This window comes from Draconibacterium mangrovi (genome assembly GCF_010586825.1).
GTDB classification, from domain to species: Bacteria; Bacteroidota; Bacteroidia; order Bacteroidales; family Prolixibacteraceae; genus Draconibacterium; species Draconibacterium mangrovi.
This window is the reverse complement of sequence record NZ_JAAAGB010000001.1, coordinates 1,037,889-1,058,703: the sequence shown is the minus strand read 5'-3', so window position 1 is coordinate 1,058,703 and position 20,815 is coordinate 1,037,889. Positions and strand designations below refer to the sequence as shown.

General features: G+C 41.9%; 20 protein-coding genes. 2 read left to right on the top strand and 18 right to left on the bottom strand.

All coding sequences use genetic code 11. The features are described from left to right. Position 1: 1 nt before the first annotated feature. From G4420_RS04305 to G4420_RS04250, 12 genes are all read right to left on the bottom strand, one after another. Positions 2-1,591, bottom strand: a complete 1,590-nt coding sequence (locus G4420_RS04305; protein ID WP_163322329.1) for a lytic transglycosylase domain-containing protein — start codon at positions 1,589-1,591, stop codon at positions 2-4. Between the two features lies 1 nt (position 1,592). After that, positions 1,593-2,234, bottom strand: coding sequence for a DUF5683 domain-containing protein (locus G4420_RS04300; protein ID WP_163322328.1), 642 nt, complete (start codon positions 2,232-2,234; stop codon positions 1,593-1,595). Between the two features lie 58 nt (positions 2,235-2,292). Further along, positions 2,293-3,159, bottom strand: a complete 867-nt coding sequence (locus tag G4420_RS04295; protein WP_246241535.1) for a ParB/RepB/Spo0J family partition protein — start codon at positions 3,157-3,159, stop codon at positions 2,293-2,295. 16 nt (positions 3,160-3,175) lie between these two features. Next, positions 3,176-3,976 carry a ParA family protein gene (locus G4420_RS04290; protein WP_163322327.1) on the bottom strand — a complete coding sequence of 267 codons (801 nt, stop codon included), beginning with the start codon at positions 3,974-3,976 and terminating at the stop codon, positions 3,176-3,178. A 123-nt stretch (positions 3,977-4,099) separates the two neighbouring features. Then, the gene (locus tag G4420_RS04285) at positions 4,100-5,095 is read right to left on the bottom strand and encodes a bifunctional heptose 7-phosphate kinase/heptose 1-phosphate adenyltransferase (RefSeq protein ID WP_163322326.1); all 996 of its coding nucleotides are present in this window, start codon (positions 5,093-5,095) and stop codon (positions 4,100-4,102) included. A gap of 168 nt (positions 5,096-5,263) precedes the next feature. Then, the gene (gene priA, locus G4420_RS04280; protein ID WP_163322325.1) at positions 5,264-7,735 is read right to left on the bottom strand and encodes a replication restart helicase PriA; all 2,472 of its coding nucleotides are present in this window, start codon (positions 7,733-7,735) and stop codon (positions 5,264-5,266) included. A gap of 51 nt (positions 7,736-7,786) precedes the next feature. Next, on the bottom strand, positions 7,787-8,650 hold the full coding sequence (locus G4420_RS04275; RefSeq protein ID WP_163322324.1) for a 4-hydroxy-3-methylbut-2-enyl diphosphate reductase: 864 nt from the start codon (positions 8,648-8,650) through the stop codon (positions 7,787-7,789). After that, the gene (gene cmk / locus G4420_RS04270; protein WP_163322323.1) at positions 8,647-9,345 is read right to left on the bottom strand and encodes a (d)CMP kinase; all 699 of its coding nucleotides are present in this window, start codon (positions 9,343-9,345) and stop codon (positions 8,647-8,649) included. The genes G4420_RS04275 and cmk overlap by 4 nt, the downstream gene beginning before the upstream one ends. A 75-nt stretch (positions 9,346-9,420) precedes the next feature. Next, positions 9,421-10,434, bottom strand: a complete 1,014-nt coding sequence (porQ, locus tag G4420_RS04265; protein WP_163322322.1) for a type IX secretion system protein PorQ — start codon at positions 10,432-10,434, stop codon at positions 9,421-9,423. Positions 10,435-10,573: 139 nt separating this feature from the next. Next, complete coding sequence (locus G4420_RS04260) at positions 10,574-11,008, bottom strand: GNAT family N-acetyltransferase (protein ID WP_204273590.1); 435 nt, start codon at positions 11,006-11,008, stop codon at positions 10,574-10,576. A gap of 125 nt (positions 11,009-11,133) precedes the next feature. After that, complete coding sequence (locus G4420_RS04255) at positions 11,134-11,985, bottom strand: aldo/keto reductase (protein ID WP_163322320.1); 852 nt, start codon at positions 11,983-11,985, stop codon at positions 11,134-11,136. A 32-nt stretch (positions 11,986-12,017) separates the two neighbouring features. Beyond that, a complete protein-coding gene (locus tag G4420_RS04250) occupies positions 12,018-12,341 on the bottom strand; it encodes a hypothetical protein (protein WP_163322319.1) in 324 nt (107 codons plus the stop codon). 233 nt (positions 12,342-12,574) lie between these two features. Between G4420_RS04250 and G4420_RS04245 the strand changes: the two genes are divergently transcribed. After that, entirely contained in the window at positions 12,575-14,998 is a 2,424-nt protein-coding gene (locus tag G4420_RS04245) for a TonB-dependent receptor (protein WP_163322318.1), read from the top strand. A gap of 20 nt (positions 14,999-15,018) precedes the next feature. Here G4420_RS04245 and G4420_RS04240 read toward each other — a convergent pair whose 3' ends face one another. Further along, entirely contained in the window at positions 15,019-15,519 is a 501-nt protein-coding gene (locus tag G4420_RS04240) for a YkgJ family cysteine cluster protein (protein WP_163322317.1), read from the bottom strand. A gap of 11 nt (positions 15,520-15,530) precedes the next feature. Continuing rightward, complete coding sequence (locus tag G4420_RS04235) at positions 15,531-16,454, bottom strand: DMT family transporter (RefSeq protein ID WP_163322316.1); 924 nt, start codon at positions 16,452-16,454, stop codon at positions 15,531-15,533. Between the two features lie 112 nt (positions 16,455-16,566). Here G4420_RS04235 and G4420_RS04230 point away from each other — a divergent pair, with 112 nt between their 5' ends. Beyond that, complete coding sequence (locus G4420_RS04230; protein WP_246241533.1) at positions 16,567-17,481, top strand: sugar phosphate isomerase/epimerase family protein; 915 nt, start codon at positions 16,567-16,569, stop codon at positions 17,479-17,481. A gap of 202 nt (positions 17,482-17,683) precedes the next feature. Here the strand turns inward: G4420_RS04230 and G4420_RS04225 are convergent, their stop codons facing one another. The 4 genes from G4420_RS04225 to G4420_RS04210 all read right to left on the bottom strand — a co-directional run bounded on the left by G4420_RS04225 (position 17,684) and on the right by G4420_RS04210 (position 20,811). After that, complete coding sequence (locus G4420_RS04225; protein ID WP_163322315.1) at positions 17,684-18,316, bottom strand: hypothetical protein; 633 nt, start codon at positions 18,314-18,316, stop codon at positions 17,684-17,686. Between the two features lie 31 nt (positions 18,317-18,347). Then, positions 18,348-18,839, bottom strand: coding sequence for a hypothetical protein (locus G4420_RS04220; protein ID WP_163322314.1), 492 nt, complete (start codon positions 18,837-18,839; stop codon positions 18,348-18,350). Positions 18,840-18,850: 11 nt separating this feature from the next. Further along, on the bottom strand, positions 18,851-19,567 hold the full coding sequence (locus G4420_RS04215) for a head GIN domain-containing protein (RefSeq protein ID WP_163322313.1): 717 nt from the start codon (positions 19,565-19,567) through the stop codon (positions 18,851-18,853). A gap of 146 nt (positions 19,568-19,713) precedes the next feature. Further along, positions 19,714-20,811: a DUF4097 family beta strand repeat-containing protein gene (locus G4420_RS04210; protein WP_163322312.1), complete on the bottom strand. Its 1,098-nt coding sequence runs from the start codon at positions 20,809-20,811 to the stop codon at positions 19,714-19,716. Positions 20,812-20,815 lie beyond the last annotated feature (4 nt).

The window sequence follows — 20,815 nt, the reverse complement described above, 5'->3', positions numbered from 1 at the left end:
ATTACCCTTTTCGTTTGATCTTTAATTTCTGGCCGATATACAATCCACGATCGTTTTTGAGCTCATTTAGCCGCATGATTTCATCAGCCGATATTCCTGCATATTTCTGAGCAATATCCCACAAAGTATCTCCTTTACGTACGGTGTAATATTCGAAATTCGGATCAAGTGGTTTCGAAGTGCTCGTTGTTGCAGGTGTTGATGTTTTGCCGATAGAAGCTTGTTTTTGAGCAAAACTCATGCTGGCAACCTGCTCGTACTTCTCCTTGTCTTTTTCAGGAACGTAAATAGCCAGTTTCTGGCCCACACGAATTATATCGCGGTTAATGTTGTTCCAATACCTCAAATCGGAAGTACGCACATGAAACCACGACGAGATAAAACCAACGTTATCGCCTGCTTTAACGGTGTAAACAACTTTTGCTTTTCCCTTAATATCAACAGGCGTAAAATAGCTGCTGTTGCTGCTTGTTGGGTCCATTAAGGTATTGTTGGGGAAGTATTTGTTGCGCTCGAAAGCAAAAATTGCTGTGTCCAGGTCAACAAAATCCAAAATCACATCATTCGGTAAAACCAACGGATATGGCTTGCTTGCCTTAGCCGGAATCACATCGCGGCGGTACATCGGATTTAATGCACGTAATTCTTCCTTCTCGATATGTAGTTTTGCACTTACCTGATCAAAATGCAGATAGTCGTTCACCATCACGGTATCAACCGACAGTTCGATCTCCGGGAAACGTGGGACTAAGTTGTGCTCCTTGTAATATTCGAAAGTATAAGTTGCCGCAATAAATGCCGGTACGTAACCTCTGGTTTCGCGAGGCAGACGGTAATAGATTTCCCAGTAATTTCTTTTTCCTCCCGAGCGGCGGATGGCACGGTTTACATTTCCTGGGCCACAGTTATAAGCGGCAATGGCCAAATGCCAGTCGCCATAAATATCGTGTAGTTTGGTAAGGTAGCGTGCTGCAGCATCGGTTGCTTTTATCGGGTCGCGGCGCTCGTCAACAAACGAGGTAATTTCCAGTTTCATGTTGCGGGCAGTGCCGTACATAAACTGCCACAGTCCGTTTGCGCCAACCCGCGAGCGTGCCGTTGGATTTAGTGCCGACTCAATAATAGCCAGGTATTTTATCTCCAGTGGCATATAGTATTTGTCCAGCGTTTCCTCAAAAATAGGGAAGTAGTAAGCCGATAATCCAAGCATTACTTCAACCAGGTCGCGACGCTTTTCGGTATACATTTGCAGGTAGTTTTTTACCACCGAATTGTACGACAGATCAACAACCTGCTCAATTTCTTTTAAACGGTTAATGTAAACTGAATCGGGCAGGTTTTTAGGGAAATCAAGTGTTCGCACTTCTGAGTTATCGAAGTTAAAGCGGTTCTGAATATCCCACGAGCTCATCATGCTGTCCATCTGATCCGAAAAAATGGGATTCAGCATATCTTCAACATCCAATGCGTTAAAACCGGTGGTATCTGCTTCCAGTTTCAGGTCATCTAATGTAAGTGCGGTGTCAGCTTCCTGTGCCAACGCATTGGTAAAAAGAAATAGCGAAAATATATAAATGATAATGTGTCTCATGTTAAAAAGTAAAGGTACAGCTTACACCATAAACGTATTGAAAATCCTGGTATTGCATTGTAGGCTGCCAGTTAAATGTAAGGTCTTCGCTGATGTCAAAATCGTACAAGTGCGCATCTACACTGGCATCGATAATATTCAGCCCGTAAAATCCAATAATGCTGATAATTAGCAAGTCGCGATTCCGCCGGTAGTAACTTTGTTGTTTGTCGAGCCCGGTTTTAAAATTGTTGTAATGCGTAGGATTATTTAAGTCGTAATACTGCGTCGCCTCCAAATCCATATACGAATTTGTTGGATCCTCTATTCCATATGGTCCATCCCCATCCGTTAAATCGGCATATGCCTGGCGCATAATCTTGTAATTGTCGTTATTCCAGTGAATAAAATAACCAATGGTCCCGAAACCGGCATAAACCAAAGGAATTTTCCAGTATTTTTTGTTGTAAGCCTGTCCAAGTCCCGGTAAAAATGTTGAATAGAGGGTGGCTTTTTTAGGCGAATGTTCAACCTTTGTAGGTACTTCATTTGCCTGTGCAATAAAAGCGGAATCCTGCGCAGTGGTTTGCCCCAACATAGTAATGCTGAAAAACAATGGCAGGCTAAGAAGCAATATTTTAGAAAAAAAAACGCGTTTAATCACACTAATAATTTTGCGCAAAAATAGAAAATACCCTTAGTAATTGTGTGATTCTTAAGGTTTATTTTTGATTTTCAATTATTTTAACAATTCTTTCCAGGTCGGCTTCCGACCTAAACGGGATGGTAATCTTTCCTTTTCCTTTCTCGTTCATCGAGAAGTCGATTTGTCTACTAAAAATCTGGTCAAGCTGCGTTTTAATTAACTTAAATTCTTTCGGGAACTTAGGTTTTTTTGAATCGCCTGCTTTTTCTTCGCCTGAATTTAAATCGCGAACAACCTCTTCAACTTTCCGAACCGAAAGCCCGTGTTTAATAATCTGTTCGAAGATCATGATCTGCGTATCAGCATCATCAATATTAATAATAGCACGCGCATGACCCATCGATATTTCTTTGTCGATCAATCCTTTCTGGACAATGGCCGGAAGTTTTAGTAAACGCAGGTAGTTGGCAATGGTAGAGCGTTTTTTACCTACACGGCCACTCAGTTCTTCCTGCGTGTATTCCAACTCATCCATCAGGCGTTGGTAGCTTAGTGCAATTTCAATGGAATCGAGGTCTTCACGCTGAATGTTTTCAACCAGCGCCATTTCCAGCATACCATCATCTTTGGCTTTGCGCACATAAGCCGGTATTTTATTCAACCCTGCCAGTTGCGATGCTCTGAAACGACGTTCTCCGGCAATGATCTGGTATTTGTTGTCACCAACTTTTCGTAAGGTAATGGGCTGTATCAATCCAATTTCTTTGATCGAGGCTGAAAGCTCTGCCAGTGCCTCTTCGTCAAATTTTGTGCGGGGTTGAAAAGGATTTGCTTCAATCTTGCTTAATTCAATTTCATCCAGTCCGGCGCCTTGCTGCATTTTTTCAGCATCGTCGATCAATGCGCCTAATCCTCTTCCAAGTGCATTCCTTTTTGCCATCATACTTACTTAAGAATGTTTAATTTATAACAACATTGTCTTTCGACATTTTAGTCATGGCATTGCGCTGTAATATTTCGCGCGCCAGGTTCATGTGGTTAATTGCTCCTTTTGAGCTTGCATCGTAAAGTACCACCGGTTTTCCGTAGCTGGGTGCTTCACTTAATTTTACGTTACGCTGAATTACAGTGTCGAATACCATTTCCTGGAAGTGGTGTTTTACTTCTTCCAACACCTGGTTCGACAGGTTTAAACGGCCGTCGTACATGGTAAGCAGGAATCCTTCGATTTCCAGTTCCGGGTTCAAACGGTTCTGAATAATCTTAATTGTATTCAGCAGTTTTCCAAGTCCTTCCAATGCAAAATATTCGCACTGAACCGGAATGATAACAGAATCAGACGCGGTAAGGGCATTTACCGTAATTAATCCCAATGATGGTGAGCAGTCGATAAAAATAAAATCGTACTTGTCTTTTATCGTTTCCAATGCTGATTTTAGCACTTTCTCACGGTTCGGCAGGTTTAGCATTTCAATTTCAGCACCAACCAAATCAATGTGAGAAGGAATTATATCCAGGTTATCGATACCGGTAGCTAAAATAGCTTTGTCGGCTTCTACTTCATTTACAATACATTCGTAAATACTCGATTGAACATTTCTCAGGTCGAATCCTAAACCCGATGTGGCATTTGCCTGCGGGTCGGCGTCAATAATCAGAACCTTCTGTTCAAGTACTGCCAGACTTGCAGCCAGATTAATTGTTGTGGTTGTTTTACCAACTCCTCCCTTCTGGTTTGCTAACGAAATTATTTTTCCCATTTATAGCGTCTTTTTTATTCTTGAGCGGTTTCAAAGTTAACAATTTACCATTAACCAAAGTGAAATTTTAGGGGCAGGCCGGGGGATAATTTGGTAAGCGCTTGGATTTGAACAGAAAAGCGCTCAAATTTTTTGAGATTTCATCTCTTTTTTCAGCTGTGTTTGATCAACCGGAACAACCCCGACTTTCTCGCAAACTAATCCGCCTGCCAGGTTCGACAGCAGTGCGATTATTTTTGGCGGGAGCCCTGCTGCCATTGCCAGACTGGCCACTGCTATTACAGTATCGCCGGCACCCGAAACATCAGCAATATCGCGAATTGCAACCGGGTAATATTGTTCTTCTTCACCATTGATGATAAAAACTCCCAGTTCTGAAAGTGTTATGAGTATCAATTTTAACTGGTGCTCTGCTTTAAAGGTTTCAGCTGCTTTTTTCAGGTTTTCGAGGTCGCCTTTTTTTAGCGGGAACCTTGTACCTTCAACAAACTCTTTAAAGTTGGGCTTAAAAAGCGATACATTTTTATAGTTGCTAAAGTTGCGTTTCTTTGGATCAACAGAGGTCGGGATGCCTTTTTCCTGCGCCAGTTCGTTAATGGTTTTAAATAAACTTGGCGTAACCACACCTTTGTCGTAATCAACAAAAACGATCACATCAACCGGATGTGTTTCCATTTCTGTTTTTATGGCATCGATCAATTTGTTTTCCATTTCTTCCGAAATGTAATCAATTGATTCTTCGTCGATTCGAACGATTTGTTTACCGGAACTAATTACACGGTTTTTTACCGTTGTATTTCGCGATGGATCGATAAATATCCCCTCGGAAGAGACTTTACGTTTGTCTAAAAGATTTAGGAATTCTTTACCGTTGTCGTCGTCGCCAACCACCGCAAAAAGTTTTGGAGTAGCTCCCAGTTCCTGAATATTTCGGGAGACGTTTGCCGCGCCGCCAAGACGGTTTTCGCGTGTTGTAACGGATACAATCGGCACCGGAGCTTCAGGAGATAAGCGGTCAACTTTTCCCCAGAGATAGGTGTCAACCATAGCGTCGCCAATTACAATGGCGCGTATTTTTGAAAACCGGTTGAATATTTCGTCTACTTCTGCTTTATTCACACAACGATGTTATGAGCACAAAATTAAGAAAAAACAACGGTAGGAAGTGTAAAAAAGCGAAACTTATTCTGTTTTTATGATACCGCTGGAAGCTAAAGGATCGAAAATGTTTTGTTGGTGAGATGGATACTGGTTACTGGATACTGGATTCTGGTGGTCATCTGATCGTTAGGCCGGATCGACATCGATATTAAAAACGCAGCTGCTGTTTGATGGGAGATGCCTGACTGCTTTTACGGCAGCGGTGATTTCTTTTTTTACCAGATCGAGGTTAAGTTTTCGATCAATTTTTATCCAGATCTCTTTGTGGTGCCACAGTTGTATACGGCTGATCAATGGATATTCCGGCCCCATAACAATTAGCTGTTTGTGTTTTTTTAGTTGCTGTGCCAGTTGGTTGGCAGCCCTGTCGACGCTTTGAACATTTTTGTGTTTCACCACAATTTTCACCAGGCGGTAAAAAGGCGGATATTTAAACAGCTGGCGTTCTTCAAACTGTTCTTTTAGCGTGGCCTGGTAGTTTTGCTCGCGAATAAGTTGAATTAGCGGATGATCGGGCTGCGAAGTTTGAATAACCACTTTCCCCTGTTTGTGCTTTCGTCCGGCGCGGCCAGCCACCTGCGAAATAAGCTGGTAAGCACGCTCGTGTGCTCTAAAATCGGGGAAGTTGATCAGGTTATCGGCATTTAAAATTCCCACAACACTCACATGTTCAAAATCCAGTCCTTTGGTCACCATTTGAGTCCCGATCAGGATATCCGTTTTTCGGTCCTCCAGGTTTTTAACGATTTTGGCAAAGGCATTTTTCGACTGCGTGGTATCCAAATCCATACGCGCAATTCGTGCATTTCGGAACAAAGGTTTCAGCTCGTCCTCAATTTTTTCGGTACCGTAACCCCGTGTTTTTAATTCGGGCGAACCACAGTTGTCGCATTTGTCGGGCAGCTGGTAGCTAAACCCACAGTAATGGCAACTTAATCTCCGCTTGTACTTGTGATAGGTGAGACTTACGTCGCAATTTCGGCATTTGGGAATATCGCCACAGGAGAAACATTCAACGTACGGTGAATAACCCCGCCGGTTTTGGAAAAGGATGATCTGTTCGTTTTTCTCCAGCGCAGTTTCCATCATCTCGAAAAGTTCGGGTGTTAAAAACGAACGCATTTGTTTACGTTTATAAGCACGTTTTATGTCGGCAACCAGAATCTCGGGAAGTTCCATTTCCGAGTGGCGCTTCATCAGATTTACCAGTCCGTACTTGTTTTTTAGTGCGTTGTAATACGATTCGAACGAAGGAGTTGCCGAACCCAGCAAAACTTTTGCATCGTTCTGGTAGCCCAAAACTACCGCCATATCTCGGGCATTGTAGCGAGGTGCCGGATCAAATTGTTTAAAGGAATTTTCGTGCTCTTCGTCAACGATAACAATTCCCAGTTTCGAGAAAGGCAAAAACACGGCTGAGCGTGCACCCAAAACAACCTGGTAACCTTCTTTCGGATTGTCGTTGAACTGCAATACTTTTTCCCATATTTCAACACGTTCCTGGCTGTTTAGTTTCGAGTGGTAGATGCCCACTTTGTTGCCAAAAACGTTTTTCAGTCGTTTTACAATTTGTGTGGTAAGTGCTATTTCCGGAACCAGGTATAAAGCCTGCCTTCCGGTTTTTATCATCTCATCGATAAGATGAATGTAAATCTCCGTTTTGCCACTGGCTGTAATGCCGTGAATCAGCGTAACCTGCTGCGTTTCGAATGTGGTTTTAATCTCCTCGTAAGCTTTTGCCTGGTATTTGTTCAGCAGATTAATGCTTACCTGTTCGATTTTTTCTTCCTCCAGCCTCGATACCTGTTTCTGGCGCTCAGTAAGAATTTTCTTTTTTACCAGCTCCTTTACAAGATTAGGAGAAAAAGCAGTACCAACCAGCAACTCCTTTTTTGGAATTTCATTAATCTGCTCATCAGAAAAAGCATTGGTAACCGTGCAAAAATGAAAAAGCAATTCCTGTTGTTTTTTTGCGCGCTTCAACGAGTCGGCCTTTTCCTGAAGCACTTTCTCGGAAGAAATGCTGCTGTGTAGTTTAATAAATGCTTCGGTTTTTGGTTTGTATTTGCTGCTGATCTTTTCCTCGGCATAAACCACTTTTTTATTCATCAGCGAGCGCAGTGCCTGGTACGAAAATTCAGTTCCCAGTTTGTGCTCGATATCCGAAAGTTGTGAAACATCTTCCTGTAGTTGCCGTATGATGAGCTCTTCCTTTGCGCTCAGTTGTACCGGTTCGTCAACCCCGGTTAAAAAAAGTTTCGATTTACTTTCCAGTTTTAACCCGGTTGGCAGCGCTGCCCGAAACACGTCGCCCAGTGTGCAACAATAATACTGCGCGAGCCATTGCCACAGTTTAAAATTTACCGGAAAAATTATGGGATGGTCATCAAGGATTTCCTGAACTTCCTTTATTTCCATATCATCCGGCTTTTTATCCGAAAGCGAGATGACCAAAGCCGCATACAATTTCCTTTTGCCAAACTGCACAATTACCCGTTTCCCCGGAGCAATTTCGTTTTCCAGCGATGCAGGTACCTTGTAGGTAAAGCTATCGTGCAACGACAGGGGTAATATTACTTGTGCAAAAAGTTCAGGCATAAAAAATATTTGCCTAAAAGTACGGGATTTTATGGAATGCGCTTAAAATTCTTAACCGAAGTTGGTGTGGATCCATTTTTCCACATCTTCCATCAGCCAGTTAGGTGTTGAGGTAGCACCACAGATACCCACCGACTTAACGCCATCAAACCAATCCTGTTTTATTTCGTCGAGATTTGAAATGAAATACGAATCGTCATTCACCTCTTTACAAATGGTGTAAAGGTATTGGCCGTTCGAGCTTTTTCGCCCGGCAACAAACAGGATCATATCAAAACGTTCGGCAAATTTTTTCAGGTTAGGAACGCGGTTCGACACCTGACGGCAAATGGTATCTTTTATTTCAACCGGAACGCCCGGCTCGGTGGTTTCTTTTACTTTTTGGGCAATTTCATGAAAGTCCTCAATTCGCTTGGTAGTTTGAGAATACAACGAAACCGGTCGGCTTTTGTCGATCTTGTCTACATCGGCAATACTTTCAATAATGATGGCATTGTGTTTGGTTTGCCCGTTGAGGCCTTCAATTTCGGCGTGCCCTTTTTTACCGTAAATAACTACCTGCCCTTCAATTTGCGAATGTTTGGAATACGAGCTTTTAACTTTCTCCTGTAAAGTAAGCACAACCGGACAGGTTGCATCAATCAGTTCCACGTTATTGGCTTTGGCATATTCGTAAGTCTCCGGCGGTTCGCCATGGGCGCGGATTAAAACTTTGCAGTTGCTGAGGGTAAAAAATTCCTCCTTCGAGATCGATTTTAATCCCATTCTCTCGAGGCGTTCCACTTCCATTCCGTTGTGAACGATATCGCCCAAACAATACAGTTGGTTCGCCTGCTTCAATTCATCCTCCGCTGCTTTGATTGCGTTGATCACGCCAAAACAGAATCCCGATCTTCTATCTATCTCAACAATCATTTTCCTTCAGTAATTTCTTTTACCTTCATAACGGCCCAATCCAATTGTTGTTCGCGCGTTAGCTCACTATTATCAAGAATTAATGCATCGTCGGCTTGTTTTAAAGGACTTACGGCACGTGTTGAATCAATTTTATCGCGCCCCTCAACATTGGCTAAAATCTCCTCGAAGTTTACGTTGTCGCCTTTTTCAGTGAGTTCGAGGTGGCGTCGTTGTGCACGGATTTTGGGCGAGGCGGTCATAAATATTTTCAGTTCGGCATCAGGGAAAACTACGGTGCCAATATCGCGCCCATCCATAACAATACCTTTGTTTTTACCGTTTTCGCGTTGCTGGCGTACCATTTCATGACGTACTTCGGCAATGGTACTAATAGGACTTACATTCTCTGAAACTTCCAACTGGCGGATCTCATCTTCCACATTTTCACCATTCAGGAAAGTGGTGTTCTTTCCGGCTTTTTCATCCCATTTAAAAGTGATTTTAATGTCTTTCAATCCATCGATAATTTTTTGCGTGTCGGGAATCTTATTCTCAATCCATCCATTGCGCAGGGCAACCAGGGTTACAACACGGTACATGGCTCCGGTGTCGATATAAACGTATCCAAGTCGCTGAGCAAGTGACTTGGCCATAGTGCTTTTGCCGCAAGATGAATGGCCATCAATGGCGATGATAATCTTTTTGTCGTTCATGTTTCTTTAGGAATTTGGAGCAAATATGGGGAAATTTTAATTAAGATTCAATTGTCTGATTTTAGAAGTTGTTATTCAGTTAACCGAAACCGAAAACAGGTTAGAGGAGCCTGCCAAATGAAATCTGGAAATGGCATAATCAAAATGAAAACGTTTGATTTTTAAGCCGAACCCGGCAGAAAACCCAACAGTTGATGCTTTGTTGTCGAATTTTAGCTCCTGGCGCCGCTGGTAATTGTAACCCACTCTCAGGGTAAAATTTTCGGAAGGAAGAATCTCTGCTCCCAACACCAGGTGGCGCATGGTTTGTTTGGCAAAACTCTCCTCGCGCTGGTGAATGGTTTCGCCGTTAAAATCCTTTTCTTCATCGCTTGATGCCAAATCCCAGTGGTTAAGGTGCTGCAAAGTAGCGGAAAAAACAAGCGGGGCGTGTTGTAAACGCTTGCTAATTCCTGCCTGAATATTTAGCGGAATGCGTTCGCTATCGGCTCCATCATAGTACTTTGATATTTGCGTACCGAAGTTGCGCACCACAAAAGCCACGTTTGTATAACCGTCTTTGCTGGCGAAACTTGCTCCCAGGTCGGCAGCAATTCCAAACGATTGGTAGGTTTCGAACGACGATAAAATAGGTTTCAGGTTGATCCCGTAATTCAGCCGTTTGTAGCGGTTCGAATAAATAAGGTTAAGTGCGTATTCTGCCGCTTTAAAAGTTATTCCGGTAAGTTCTCCGGCTTCTGTGGCTTCATCAAACTGCCCGTAATTGATGTAGTGCATGCCCACCGCAAAATTTCCAATTCCATCGTAGGTTTTGGCATACGAAGCATAACCATAATTTACATCGGCAAGGTAATTCACGTAATTTACCAAAAGGCGGTGGTCCATGTTTTCTTGTAGCAGGGCCGGGTTGGCGTAGGAAAGGTTCAGATCGCTTGAATCGTTTAAGGCAATTTGAGTACCTCCCAAGGCAGCGATACGCGCAGAGTTGGTCAGCTCCAGAAACTGGTAGGTATATTCACCTCCAATTTGGGCCTTTCCCGCAAACATCGAAAAACAAAAGAATATAAAAAGGTAAATTTTTCGCTTCATGCGCGATCGTCATTTTTTCTAAAACGCCAAAGGTATTTAATTATTATTATAGGGGAAACACATTGGAGGAATTATCGGTATTGGAACACTTATGACGCGGATTGAAAAGATATTCGCTGTAATGTAACGATCAAAACATTTAATTGCCTTTAGTAAGCATATCTTTTTTCATTAAGGCATTTTCCAGCTCAACTCCTCTGACTTCAACTTTTTTACTTCTTATCGTTTTGAACCCAAATTTTTTAAAGAATGGCTGAGCTGCCAAACTAACATCAGAGCTTAATTCTGTTATGTGTTTCTCTTTTGCTTTTTGGAGAAGAAAATTCATTAGCTGCTTTCCAATTCCTTTGCCTGAATATCCTCCGCGCACAAAAAAATGATCGATATAGCCTGAGGACTGCAAATCGGCGTATCCAAGAATTTTGTCATTATCAAGTATTACAAATGGATTGATTCGATGCATTTTATTTTTCCATTCTTCACGATCAATAGAATTGGGAGCCCATGCTTGTAACTGTTCCCGGCTGTAATAATTTGCTGCATTTTCTCTTACTGATGAAACAAAAACCTCCATCAACTGAATTTCTTCCCCGGGTTTATATCTTCTAATCTTCATTGAAGTGGGTATGATATTTCGGTATTTGCACACTGATGAGCGGGTAGTAATGATAGTCTTACTCCGGGTGAGACCATCAGCAGTTAATCAACCGGAAGCCGCTCCGGCCAGATATTGGGCAACTCGCCACTAAAACCAATTTCCGGGAGATTGTCGATCTGGTTCATCTCTTCCTTAGTAAGTTCGAAATCGAATAAGTTCAGATTGTCAAGAATTCGTTCGTGGGTAGTTGATTTTGGAATAACCACCACATGGTGTTGAGTGATCCAGCGCAGGCAAACTTTTGCGATCGATTGATTATGGTTTTTTGCAATTTGCTGCAAAGTTTTATTATCGAACACACGTCCGCGCGCCAGTGGCGACCAGGCTTCAAGCACAATATCGTGATTTTTGCAAAACGCGGTTAATTCCGGCTGCCAGTATCCCGGATGAAACTCAATTTGGTTTACCGCCGGTTTTACATTGGCAGTTTTAAACAAGGCATCAAAATGTTCCTGCCAGAAATTGCTTACACCAATCGATTTTATTTTTCCTTCGGCCTGCAGTTCTTCCATGGCACGCCAGGTGTCGGCATTGGCTTTTTGCCAGTTGTTGTAGTTTTTTGCATTGGCCGGCCAGTGTATCAGGTAAAGGTCGATGTAATCCAGATCGAGCTTTTTTAGCGATTTTTCGAATTCTTTTTTGGCGGATCCGTATCCTAAACAATCGCGCCATAATTTAGTGGTTACAATAATCTCTTCGCGCGGAATACCACTGGCTTTTATGCCTTTACCAACGGCTTCTTCGTTAAAGTAAAAGGCCGCCGTATCAATTAAACGGTAACCGTTTTGCAGGGCAAATTTTACCGCATCAACTCCTTCTTCTTCGTTTGATTTATAGGTTCCGAAACCAATTATTGGTAGTTCGTTTCCGTCGTTTAATAGTAGTTTTTTCATAGGGTGTAATTTTTAGGTACATAACGGGGATTTTAAAATAAATCGAAGTGGTCGTTAAAGTATACAAATATTAGAAATACTATTACCAGTCCAATTGCAACACTCATCATAATCTTCCGATTGTTGATTCTTGTCTCTTCTTGCAGTTTCGATTGAAGTTCTTTTTTGTAGCTATCGGAATAAGTTTTGTTTTTTAGAAAGGTAAAGTCGCGTTTTTTTATGTGGTAGTAGCTGTTTACTTCCGGACCTACTGATGGAGCACCGCCGCCTCCATCAGGTTTACTGCGTCTTCCAAGGTATTTTCTGGGTTTCATCGTTGAAATCCAGCGTTGCATTCCGAGGCCGTTGTATCCCATGGTGTTGGTTTTATGATTTGCCTTAAAGTTAAAAATTTTCTTTTTAATCTGTCGATTGCTACGACTCACATCTTTTCAGGAAAAGTTTGACTTAGTTACTGATTTATAAAAAGATGGTGTATAACATAAAGAAAAGACTGGAAATAAGGTTGTTCATGAATAAAAGCAATTGAACATTGTGTTATTTATTTCTACATTTATAGCTGAATCAACAGAAACTAAAAAATAAACCAATGCGCTCTCCTTTAACATGGTTATTTCTGTTTTTACTCTCCACTCATAACCTTTACTCACAAGGTAATCCGGATTTCGATGCTGCTAAAAATCGTCCTGATTTTCAAAAACTGTATGTACAAACCGACCGTGAGATCTACTTTCTGGGCGATACCATTTGGTTGAGTGCTTATCTGCTCGACGGGAAAACACACATTCCGGTTAAAAATGATCAGAACTTGCATGTTGATTTAATTGACTCAACAGGAACGGTAGTCAAATCTGAAATTTTTCCTGTGTGCAACGGATTCGGGGAAGGGAATATTCCAATTGTTGATTCGGTGCTCACCGGTAATCTTGTATTCCGGGCTTACACCAACTACCTCCGAAACTTTGGCGATGATAGTTATTTTTCCAAATCGCTGACCATTGAGCGAACCAAAAACTCGTTTGAGATTGATGGTGATTTACCGGAAGTAGATAACAGTTCGGAAGTTGAACCTCTGGTTCGTTTTTTCCCTGAAGGTGGTATCTTGCTGGAACATACGCCGAATGTTATTGGCGTAAAAATTACGGGGAAGAATGGTGAAAGTATAAACACCAATGGAGTGGTGCTGAATGAAGACAAAAAAACTGTAGCTCGTTTCGAGACCAACTACAAAGGGCTGGGCAAGTTTGATTTTTACCCAAACAGCGGCGAAAAATACACTGTGGTTTTAAATGCCTTCCCAAGGTTAAAAGTTGGGTTTTGGGAACCGGAGAAAGAGGGCATAAAACTTCAGCTGTATAACAATTCCGAAGATCTTTTGCATGTTGGTATTTTAAGTAACTCTAAAAATTATTTGCGCGAGAAATACACGCTGGCCTGCATGAATCGGGGAGAAGTTATCTTCTATAAAAAGGTAAAACCAAACCAAAACGATTTTAGTGTAAATATTGAGAAGACTAAATTTGGCACCGGAATAAACCGCCTGGTGTTATTAAACGAAGATTTAAATCCGGTTTCAGAGCGTTTGTATTTTAACAACATTATCGAAACAAATTCCATCCGGGTGGCATTGCAGGATCAAGTTTATTCAAATCGTAGTTTGGTAAATTTTAAGTTGATTCCCGATGAAAAATTCCTATCGGATAGCGCGAGGCTTTCCGTTGCTGTTGTTAACGAAAATAGTTTGAATGCTTTCGGTGAATCGCAAACCATTTTGTCGCAGTTGTACCTCGATGCTGAGCTTATTGGTCACATTGAATCGCCAGCCGATTATTTCAACGATGAACCCGAGATTTCTTCCGAACAAAAACTCGATTTATTGATGTTAACGCACGGCTGGAGCAGCTACATCTGGAATAAAATTGAGGACTTTGATGAAAAGGAATTTAAGTATCCTCTTACTGCAGGTTTTACTATTGAAGGTTATGTAACAAACTTGTGGAATAAGAAACGGGTGGGCAATAGTGAAGTCCTTCTTATGGTGCAAAACAATAGTTTATTTTCCTCGTGGGAAACCACTGACGAAGAAGGCCGCTTCGTTTTTCAGCATATCAATCTGGCCGATTCGGCAGCTATTACCTTACAGGCCCGAAAAAGTGATGAAAGTGAAAACACAAGGGTAACGCTTGAACCGTTGACTACCATTTCGGCGGCCTTTAATCCGAATATATTCAAACAGTATTCAGAACGAAATAAAATTCCGTTCGAACTCTACCGACAGAACTATTATGCAAGTATGGCCGAAAAGGAATTTGAACCTGAAAAAGATGTGATAATGATTGATGTGGTAGAAGTTACGGCCAATGCCCCGGAGCAGGAGGAAGTAAAATTTTCGCAGATTTATTCGGAACCTGATATAATGATTAAACCCAAAGATAGAGATTTTATGTCTGTCAATTTGGAGGAGTATTTGTTAGAAAAAGCGCCCACATTTTTTAGTAATCCTATGCCATTATCAATGTTTGCTGGAAGTCCTATTGTATACTATGTTGATGGTGTGTTAGATGGACTACCGCGTGGTCTGTCTTCAATATCTATTTTGAGTATTGACCGTATTGATATAATCAATACGCATAACCCAACAGGCATGGCTTTATTGGGTTCCAGAGGATCAGGAGGTGCCGTTTTTATTTACACCAAACGCGGAGCTCCGGATGAGGTGCGCGAAAAATATTTGAAGGGGATGATCAAACAAAAGATAAAAGGTTTTTCGAAATACCGGGAGTTCTATTCTCCAACTTATACTGCCGAAAACAGGAATTCAGAAAAACCGGATTATCGCACTACGCTATACTGGAATCCTTCGGTGAAACTTTATAACGGAGAGGCGAATATTTCATTTTTTACCTCGGATGATATTGCCCGCTACAAAGTTTTGGTGGAAGGGATTACAACTACCGGTACCGTTTGCTTTGGAGAAATGAATTTTGAGGTTACACCGGAAGCCGAAAACTAGCATCGTTTCCGGAGTAACTATTAAAAATTTTCCTTCTTCAGCTCTTCAAAAACGTCCAAAACCACCGGGCAGGTTTCGCAGTTTTTGTGCGACAGATCGAGAATCTGGTAAAAACGTTTTCGGTCGGTGTGTGGGTATTCACGACAGGCTTTTGGCCGGCTTTCGTAAACCATGCAGTAGTTGTCGGGCATCAAAAAAGGGCAGGGGTGTTCGTTAAAAACAAAGTCGCCGTCTTCGTCGGTTTTTATGTATTGATCCATAAAATCGGCCACTTTCATTTTCAGGTGTTTGGCCAGTCGTTCAATGTCTTTGTCGATCAGCCGCGGGCCAATTGTTTTGCAGCAGTTGGCGCAATCAAGGCAATCGAAATTATCAAAGGCTTCGTAATGCAGCGCATGCACCACATCATCAAGCCGCTTGGGTTTTTTCTTTTTCAGCTTTTTCAACAAAGCATTGGTTTCCGGCCGGCTTTTGTCGGTAAGCAGTTTTAGTTCTTCCGGTGTTTTATAATTGATGTTCATTTTGTCGCAAATTATTTCCGGTGCACCTCAACCGCTTTTAAGCGTCCGTTCGTATCCTTTTTCTTTATCTGCGAGAGGAATAGTCCGGTAACAACTACAATTATACCAACGATTTTTTGAAGTCCCAGTTCATCTTTCAGAATAAAAAATGACAAAACGGCCACAAACACTGGTATAAGGTTTATAAACGTATTTGTGCGCGTAACTCCGATTTGTCGTACACTTTGGGTGAAAAATACAAAGGCCAGCGTTGACGAGAAAACGGCCAGCAAAACAATTGCCCGGAAGGCTTGAGGATGGAAAGGAGTTTGAATAAAGTCTTTTACATCAACGACAAGCCAGATGGGTAAAAACAATACTACCCCGATAAAATTCTGATGAGCAATAATGGTTAGCGTGTTATAGCGCGATGCCAGATTTTTAAGAATAATGGCATAAGCTATTGCTGATAAAACGGCCATAAATTCAAGCCCAACGCCTAATGGCGAAGCATCGAACCTAAAACTGCCGTTTAGCACAACAAGAGCAACACCAACAAATGAAAAGAGGAGTCCTAAAAGGTTCATTAACCTTACTTTTTCTTTGTGGAAATACCAGGCGGCTACGGGTGTAAGTAATGGAATTGTAGCCACAATTACTGCGGCCACTGTTGACGACACGTATTGCAATCCGTAACTTTCTCCTAAAAAGTACAGGAAGGGTTCAAACATCGACATAAAGAAAAACAGTTTGTAGTCTCTTCTTTCAGGTCTTTGTAAGCGTTTTAAGAACCAGGCAATAACAGTTATAAGCAGCGCGGCTATGGCCAGCCTTAATATTACTACTGTTATTGGTTTATAGGCAATAAACGCGATTTTAAACCATACAAACGAGAAACTCCAGAAAAAAGCAGCGCCCAGGGCTGAAAGTATCGCTGTCAGGTCTTTATTTTTCATGCTGTAAATTTGAAGAGGCAAAAGTAGCGATTAAGTGTACTCGATTGTGGGAATAATAGCTGAAAAAAGCCATCTTTGTGATAATAATTAAATACCTAAAACCAATTTAAAAATGATTTCAAGAAGAATTAGTTTAAAATTAGTGGCAGCAATTGCTGTTGCTGTGTTGTTTATGCAAGGACTTACATCTTGCAATTCTGCACCCAAAAAAGCTGAAGAAAAGAGTACCGAAGTGAAAAAGGAACTTTTTATCGGGCTACAACTCTGGTCGGTAAAAGACAATATGGGAGAGGATGTTGCTGCAACCTTAAAAGCAGTGGGCGAAAGCGGATACAAATTTGTTGAAACTGCGGGTTATGGTGATGGTAAAATGTATGGCATCGATCCGGTAGAGTTTAAAAACCTGTGCGAAAGCAATGGCCTGCAATTTTTGGGAGCACACACGGGTCAATCGGTTCCAACTGAAGAAACCTGGGACGAAACCATGGCCTGGTGGGATACCTGTATTGCCGCACACAAAGCAGCCGGTGCAAAATGGATCGTTCAGCCATCGATGGGTGGTTCGGCATACGAAAGTCTCGACGGAATTAAAGCATACTGTGAGTATTTTAACGCAGTTGGCGAAAAATGTAATGCCGCCGGCATTCGTTTTGGCTACCATAACCACGATAAAGAGTTTACAACTGAATACGAAGGCAAACCGCTTTACGACTGGATGCTGGAATTGACTGACCCTGAAAAAGTGATGTTTCAGCTTGACCTGTACTGGATTGCAGAAGGTGGTAAAAGCGCTGTTGATTATTTCGAAAAATATCCCGGACGTTTTGAGCTTTGGCACATAAAAGACGAAAAAGAACTGGGCGAAAGCGGAAAAATGGATTTTGCCTCAGTTTTTGCTGAGCGCGAAAAATCAGGTGCTAAATACGGTATTGTGGAAGTTGAGCGCTACAATTTCGAGCCACTTGAAAGCTGTAAAAAAAGCTTTGAGTATTTGGCAGCACAGGATTATGTTGATTTTTACGAATAAACGGAATTATACCAATTGAAATAAAAAAGCGGTTGCCCGACATTTATCGGACAGCCGCTTTTTGTTTTTAGGGAGTATCCTGTCAATATCCAAAAATGTATGATCATTCCTGAGATCAATTCGTTTACCCCATCCCTAAAGGGAGCGACAATCAATTTGAGGATTGGATAATAAACCGGAACTCATTCTGTTCTCAGAAAATTTAAAACTTCCCAAATTTAAATGTCATTCCCACATTAAAACCTCGCAGTACGTCGGGATTGGTATCGTATAATTCAATGTCGGAAGTGAGGCGGTAACTTCCGTAGGCTGCCATGCGGAAAAAGCGGGTAAGGTTGAATTCCAACTCTACACCCGGTTCGAAAACAAAAAACAGGTCAGTGTCGTATTCCTGGTAATCGTGGTAGTAATCCCGGTCCCAGTTGGTGTGTTCTACCAGCGATATTCCTCCCATTCCCACTACAATTGGAAAAGAAACATGTACAGGTTTTGTGCCTCCAACAATAGGCTCGAAAAATACACCGCCGTAACCTCCGGCTAAAAAGAAGCGGTCTTCCGGATTTGCCTGGTAGTTGTGGTACTCCAGGTCGTTAACAAAACCGTATCCGGCCACTCCAATGGCAAACGAGTGGTCGAAAATAAAAGCACCACGAGCTCCGGCAACCATGGCATCGCGCCCGTCAATTTGAGTATAACCAATTGTAAAAGCACCGTAACCTCCGTTACTTCTTTGGTTCGAAAAAATGGTTTCTACCTCGTGGTTTTGATAATCGTCTTGCGCAATGGCAAAACCGGCGGCCATTAAAAAGGCCAGTAAAAGTGTTAATGTTTTCATTTTTCTGAATTTGTTAAATAGTTGTTTTGGCTTAAAAATGATATTTTATGGTAAAGGCAAAATCGAATAGTTCGAGGTCGAAAAAATCGCGACCCAGCACATCAACATAAGGTTTTACCTCGAATCCGATGGAGAGCGGTACCTCGTAGAACAGGTATTCAACGCCAACAACGGCATCTACTCCTGCCAGCAGTGCTGTTCGTTCTTCGTACCAGCTGGTATTGTTTTGCACATAGTGTTTGTCCCATTGTTCGTAACCGAAATGAACACCCAGTCCGTAAAACAGCGATAATTGCTCGGAGAAGCTAAACAGGTCGTACTCGTGAAATTCTTTCATTGCATGCAGCTGAATCCCATCGTCGCGGGTGGCCAAAAGGAATTTGTACGAATTGGCATCGTCGGTGTAAAAGCGGTATTCGAAACCCGCCGAGTATCCGCCGCGGATACCGATTGCTTTATCAAAAGTTTGAGCAGACAAGGCCAGTGGCAGGCAAAATAACAAGATAATGAGGAAACGTTTCATAGTGGTTATTTTTAGTTTTCGCTGATTACACTGCCTGTGCCCGAAATGTGGGTTTCAATGTCCGGATTCCCGTAATAAAATACATTCCCGCTTCCTGAAATATTTGAGCGAAGATGCCGCGAAACAGTAACATACATATCGCCCGATCCGGATGTGGAAGTGGTGCAATTGTACAGATCGAGCTGGTGGGCATCAATCGTTCCCGATCCGCTGATTACAAAATCAGCATCGTCGGCAAAGCCCGAGAATTCAATGGTTCCCGATCCTGAGAGTAAAGCATCAACTTCTTCGGCTTCAAAGGCAGTAACTATACTTCCCGATCCGGACAGGACTACATCCATTTCGTTGCTCACAAAATAATCGGTGGTAATAATTCCCGATCCGCTTTGTTTAATCCCTCGCAGGGTTGGAGTCGAGATAAATACTTCCATGGGCAAACGGTTTTTCAAATTCCGGATTCCTTTTACATCAATGTGCAAAGTTTCGCCCGAAACATACGTTTCAATGTACTGCAACAGGTTTTCCTCGGCACTTATTAACACATCGTGGCTTTGTGCTTCGGTAATGTGTACCTCAAAATCTCCCGATGATTTTACTTTTTCAAAAGAGGTAACAATACGGCTTTCCGATTCGCGGATTCCATTTCCTTCAACAGTAAATTCATCGATACAACTGGTGGCGCTAAAGAATATAGCAAGCCCACAAATGAATAATTTAATCGTTTTCATAACAAGTAGTCTTCTGGTGGGAAGTTTGCTTAATTGTTTTCATGGCTTTGGCAAACAATTCCCGTGTGGTTAATAATTGTTTTCTTTCTGCTTTTAAAAGACAGGTGTTTTTGGGAGAGGTTGCAAAATGCGTGCTAAAAATTTATTTAATAGGTGGTACGCAGGTTAATATTGCCCGAGTTCGCCCTGATATAAAGCTTTTCAGAAGGATTTTGTGTTTCTCTAAAATTTCCGGTAATCTTTATTTCATTTTCTTTTTCATCTAACACGTCTTCCTTTTCTATTGAAAAATCGGAGTCAAAACTCACATCGGCTTTTGTATGCTGAATATCGAAACTGAATGCCGATTCGCTGTTAAAATACAGGTTAATATCAGTTGACCGCGATTCGATATTTACGCCACTAAAATCAGCCTCGGTTCCTTCTATTTCAATATCTCCGTATTCCGCCTGAATTTTTGCACGGTCAACAAGCTTGTTTATTCGGAACGTGGTAAAACTGCTTTGTGCATCAAGAAGTTCAATCTGGCGGATTCTGAATTTATCGCGGCGCGATGACGCCGAAAGGCTTTCCACTTCCTGGAACTCAAACTCGGTTGATTTGCTTTGCAGGTGTATGGTTCCCATTTCTTTGGTGAACAGCTCGCTGAAATTACAATCAAGGCGCCCCTTTTCTATTTTGTTGATGGTGGCATCGGCAAAGTTCAGCGTAAGATTCAGGTGGCGGAAATCGTGAGCTTTCATGTTTCCGTTCGACAGGGTGATGTCAGCTTCACCCTTATAGTCGCCAATATAAATGTCGCCAAATTTATTGTCTACTTTCAAGCGGTTCGAGTCGGGCAGCCAAACCGTGTAATCCACCTGGATATTTCCATCCGAGCTTAGTAAGGTCTCCTTAAACTTTTTGATCTCGCGGCCCAGTGTGCCCAGGTTTTTTTCAACTATCGTGCGCACTATCAGGTAGTGTTCGCTGTTGGTAATGTCAAAATCAATCTCTTCAATCGATTCTTCCAGCTTCGACAGTTTTTTTTCTTCAACCCTGATGTTGATGAGGAATTTTACCGAGTCCTTGTCCCAGCTCTTGAAATCGATTTTCCCGTATTTGTTGGTAATTTCAATTTGTGTTTCGGGTGTAATGGCATACGATTTCCGAATCTCTTTGGTGTCGGTAAACTGGGCATTTACCAATAACGGAGCAAGTAAAACAAACAGTCCGGCAACTAATTTCCACTTTATTTTTATCATTTTT

Coding starts and splice junctions, on each gene's coding strand:
- G4420_RS04255 (WP_163322320.1), bottom strand. CDS start 11,985: ATGAAAAAACTACTATTAAACGACGGAAACGAACTACCAATAATTGGT.
- G4420_RS04275 (WP_163322324.1), bottom strand. CDS start 8,650: ATGATTGTTGAGATAGATAGAAGATCGGGATTCTGTTTTGGCGTGATC.
- cmk (WP_163322323.1), bottom strand. CDS start 9,345: ATGAACGACAAAAAGATTATCATCGCCATTGATGGCCATTCATCTTGC.
- G4420_RS04260 (WP_204273590.1), bottom strand. CDS start 11,008: ATGGAGGTTTTTGTTTCATCAGTAAGAGAAAATGCAGCAAATTATTAC.
- G4420_RS04215 (WP_163322313.1), bottom strand. CDS start 19,567: ATGAAAACGATTAAATTATTCATTTGTGGGCTTGCTATATTCTTTAGC.
- G4420_RS04210 (WP_163322312.1), bottom strand. CDS start 20,811: ATGATAAAAATAAAGTGGAAATTAGTTGCCGGACTGTTTGTTTTACTT.
- G4420_RS04245 (WP_163322318.1), top strand. CDS start 12,575: ATGCGCTCTCCTTTAACATGGTTATTTCTGTTTTTACTCTCCACTCAT.
- G4420_RS04230 (WP_246241533.1), top strand. CDS start 16,567: ATGATTTCAAGAAGAATTAGTTTAAAATTAGTGGCAGCAATTGCTGTT.
- G4420_RS04305 (WP_163322329.1), bottom strand. CDS start 1,591: ATGAGACACATTATCATTTATATATTTTCGCTATTTCTTTTTACCAAT.
- G4420_RS04235 (WP_163322316.1), bottom strand. CDS start 16,454: ATGAAAAATAAAGACCTGACAGCGATACTTTCAGCCCTGGGCGCTGCT.
- porQ (WP_163322322.1), bottom strand. CDS start 10,434: ATGAAGCGAAAAATTTACCTTTTTATATTCTTTTGTTTTTCGATGTTT.
- G4420_RS04240 (WP_163322317.1), bottom strand. CDS start 15,519: ATGAACATCAATTATAAAACACCGGAAGAACTAAAACTGCTTACCGAC.
- G4420_RS04290 (WP_163322327.1), bottom strand. CDS start 3,976: ATGGGAAAAATAATTTCGTTAGCAAACCAGAAGGGAGGAGTTGGTAAA.
- G4420_RS04225 (WP_163322315.1), bottom strand. CDS start 18,316: ATGAAAACATTAACACTTTTACTGGCCTTTTTAATGGCCGCCGGTTTT.
- G4420_RS04295 (WP_246241535.1), bottom strand. CDS start 3,159: ATGATGGCAAAAAGGAATGCACTTGGAAGAGGATTAGGCGCATTGATC.
- G4420_RS04250 (WP_163322319.1), bottom strand. CDS start 12,341: ATGGGATACAACGGCCTCGGAATGCAACGCTGGATTTCAACGATGAAA.
- G4420_RS04220 (WP_163322314.1), bottom strand. CDS start 18,839: ATGAAACGTTTCCTCATTATCTTGTTATTTTGCCTGCCACTGGCCTTG.
- priA (WP_163322325.1), bottom strand. CDS start 7,735: ATGCCTGAACTTTTTGCACAAGTAATATTACCCCTGTCGTTGCACGAT.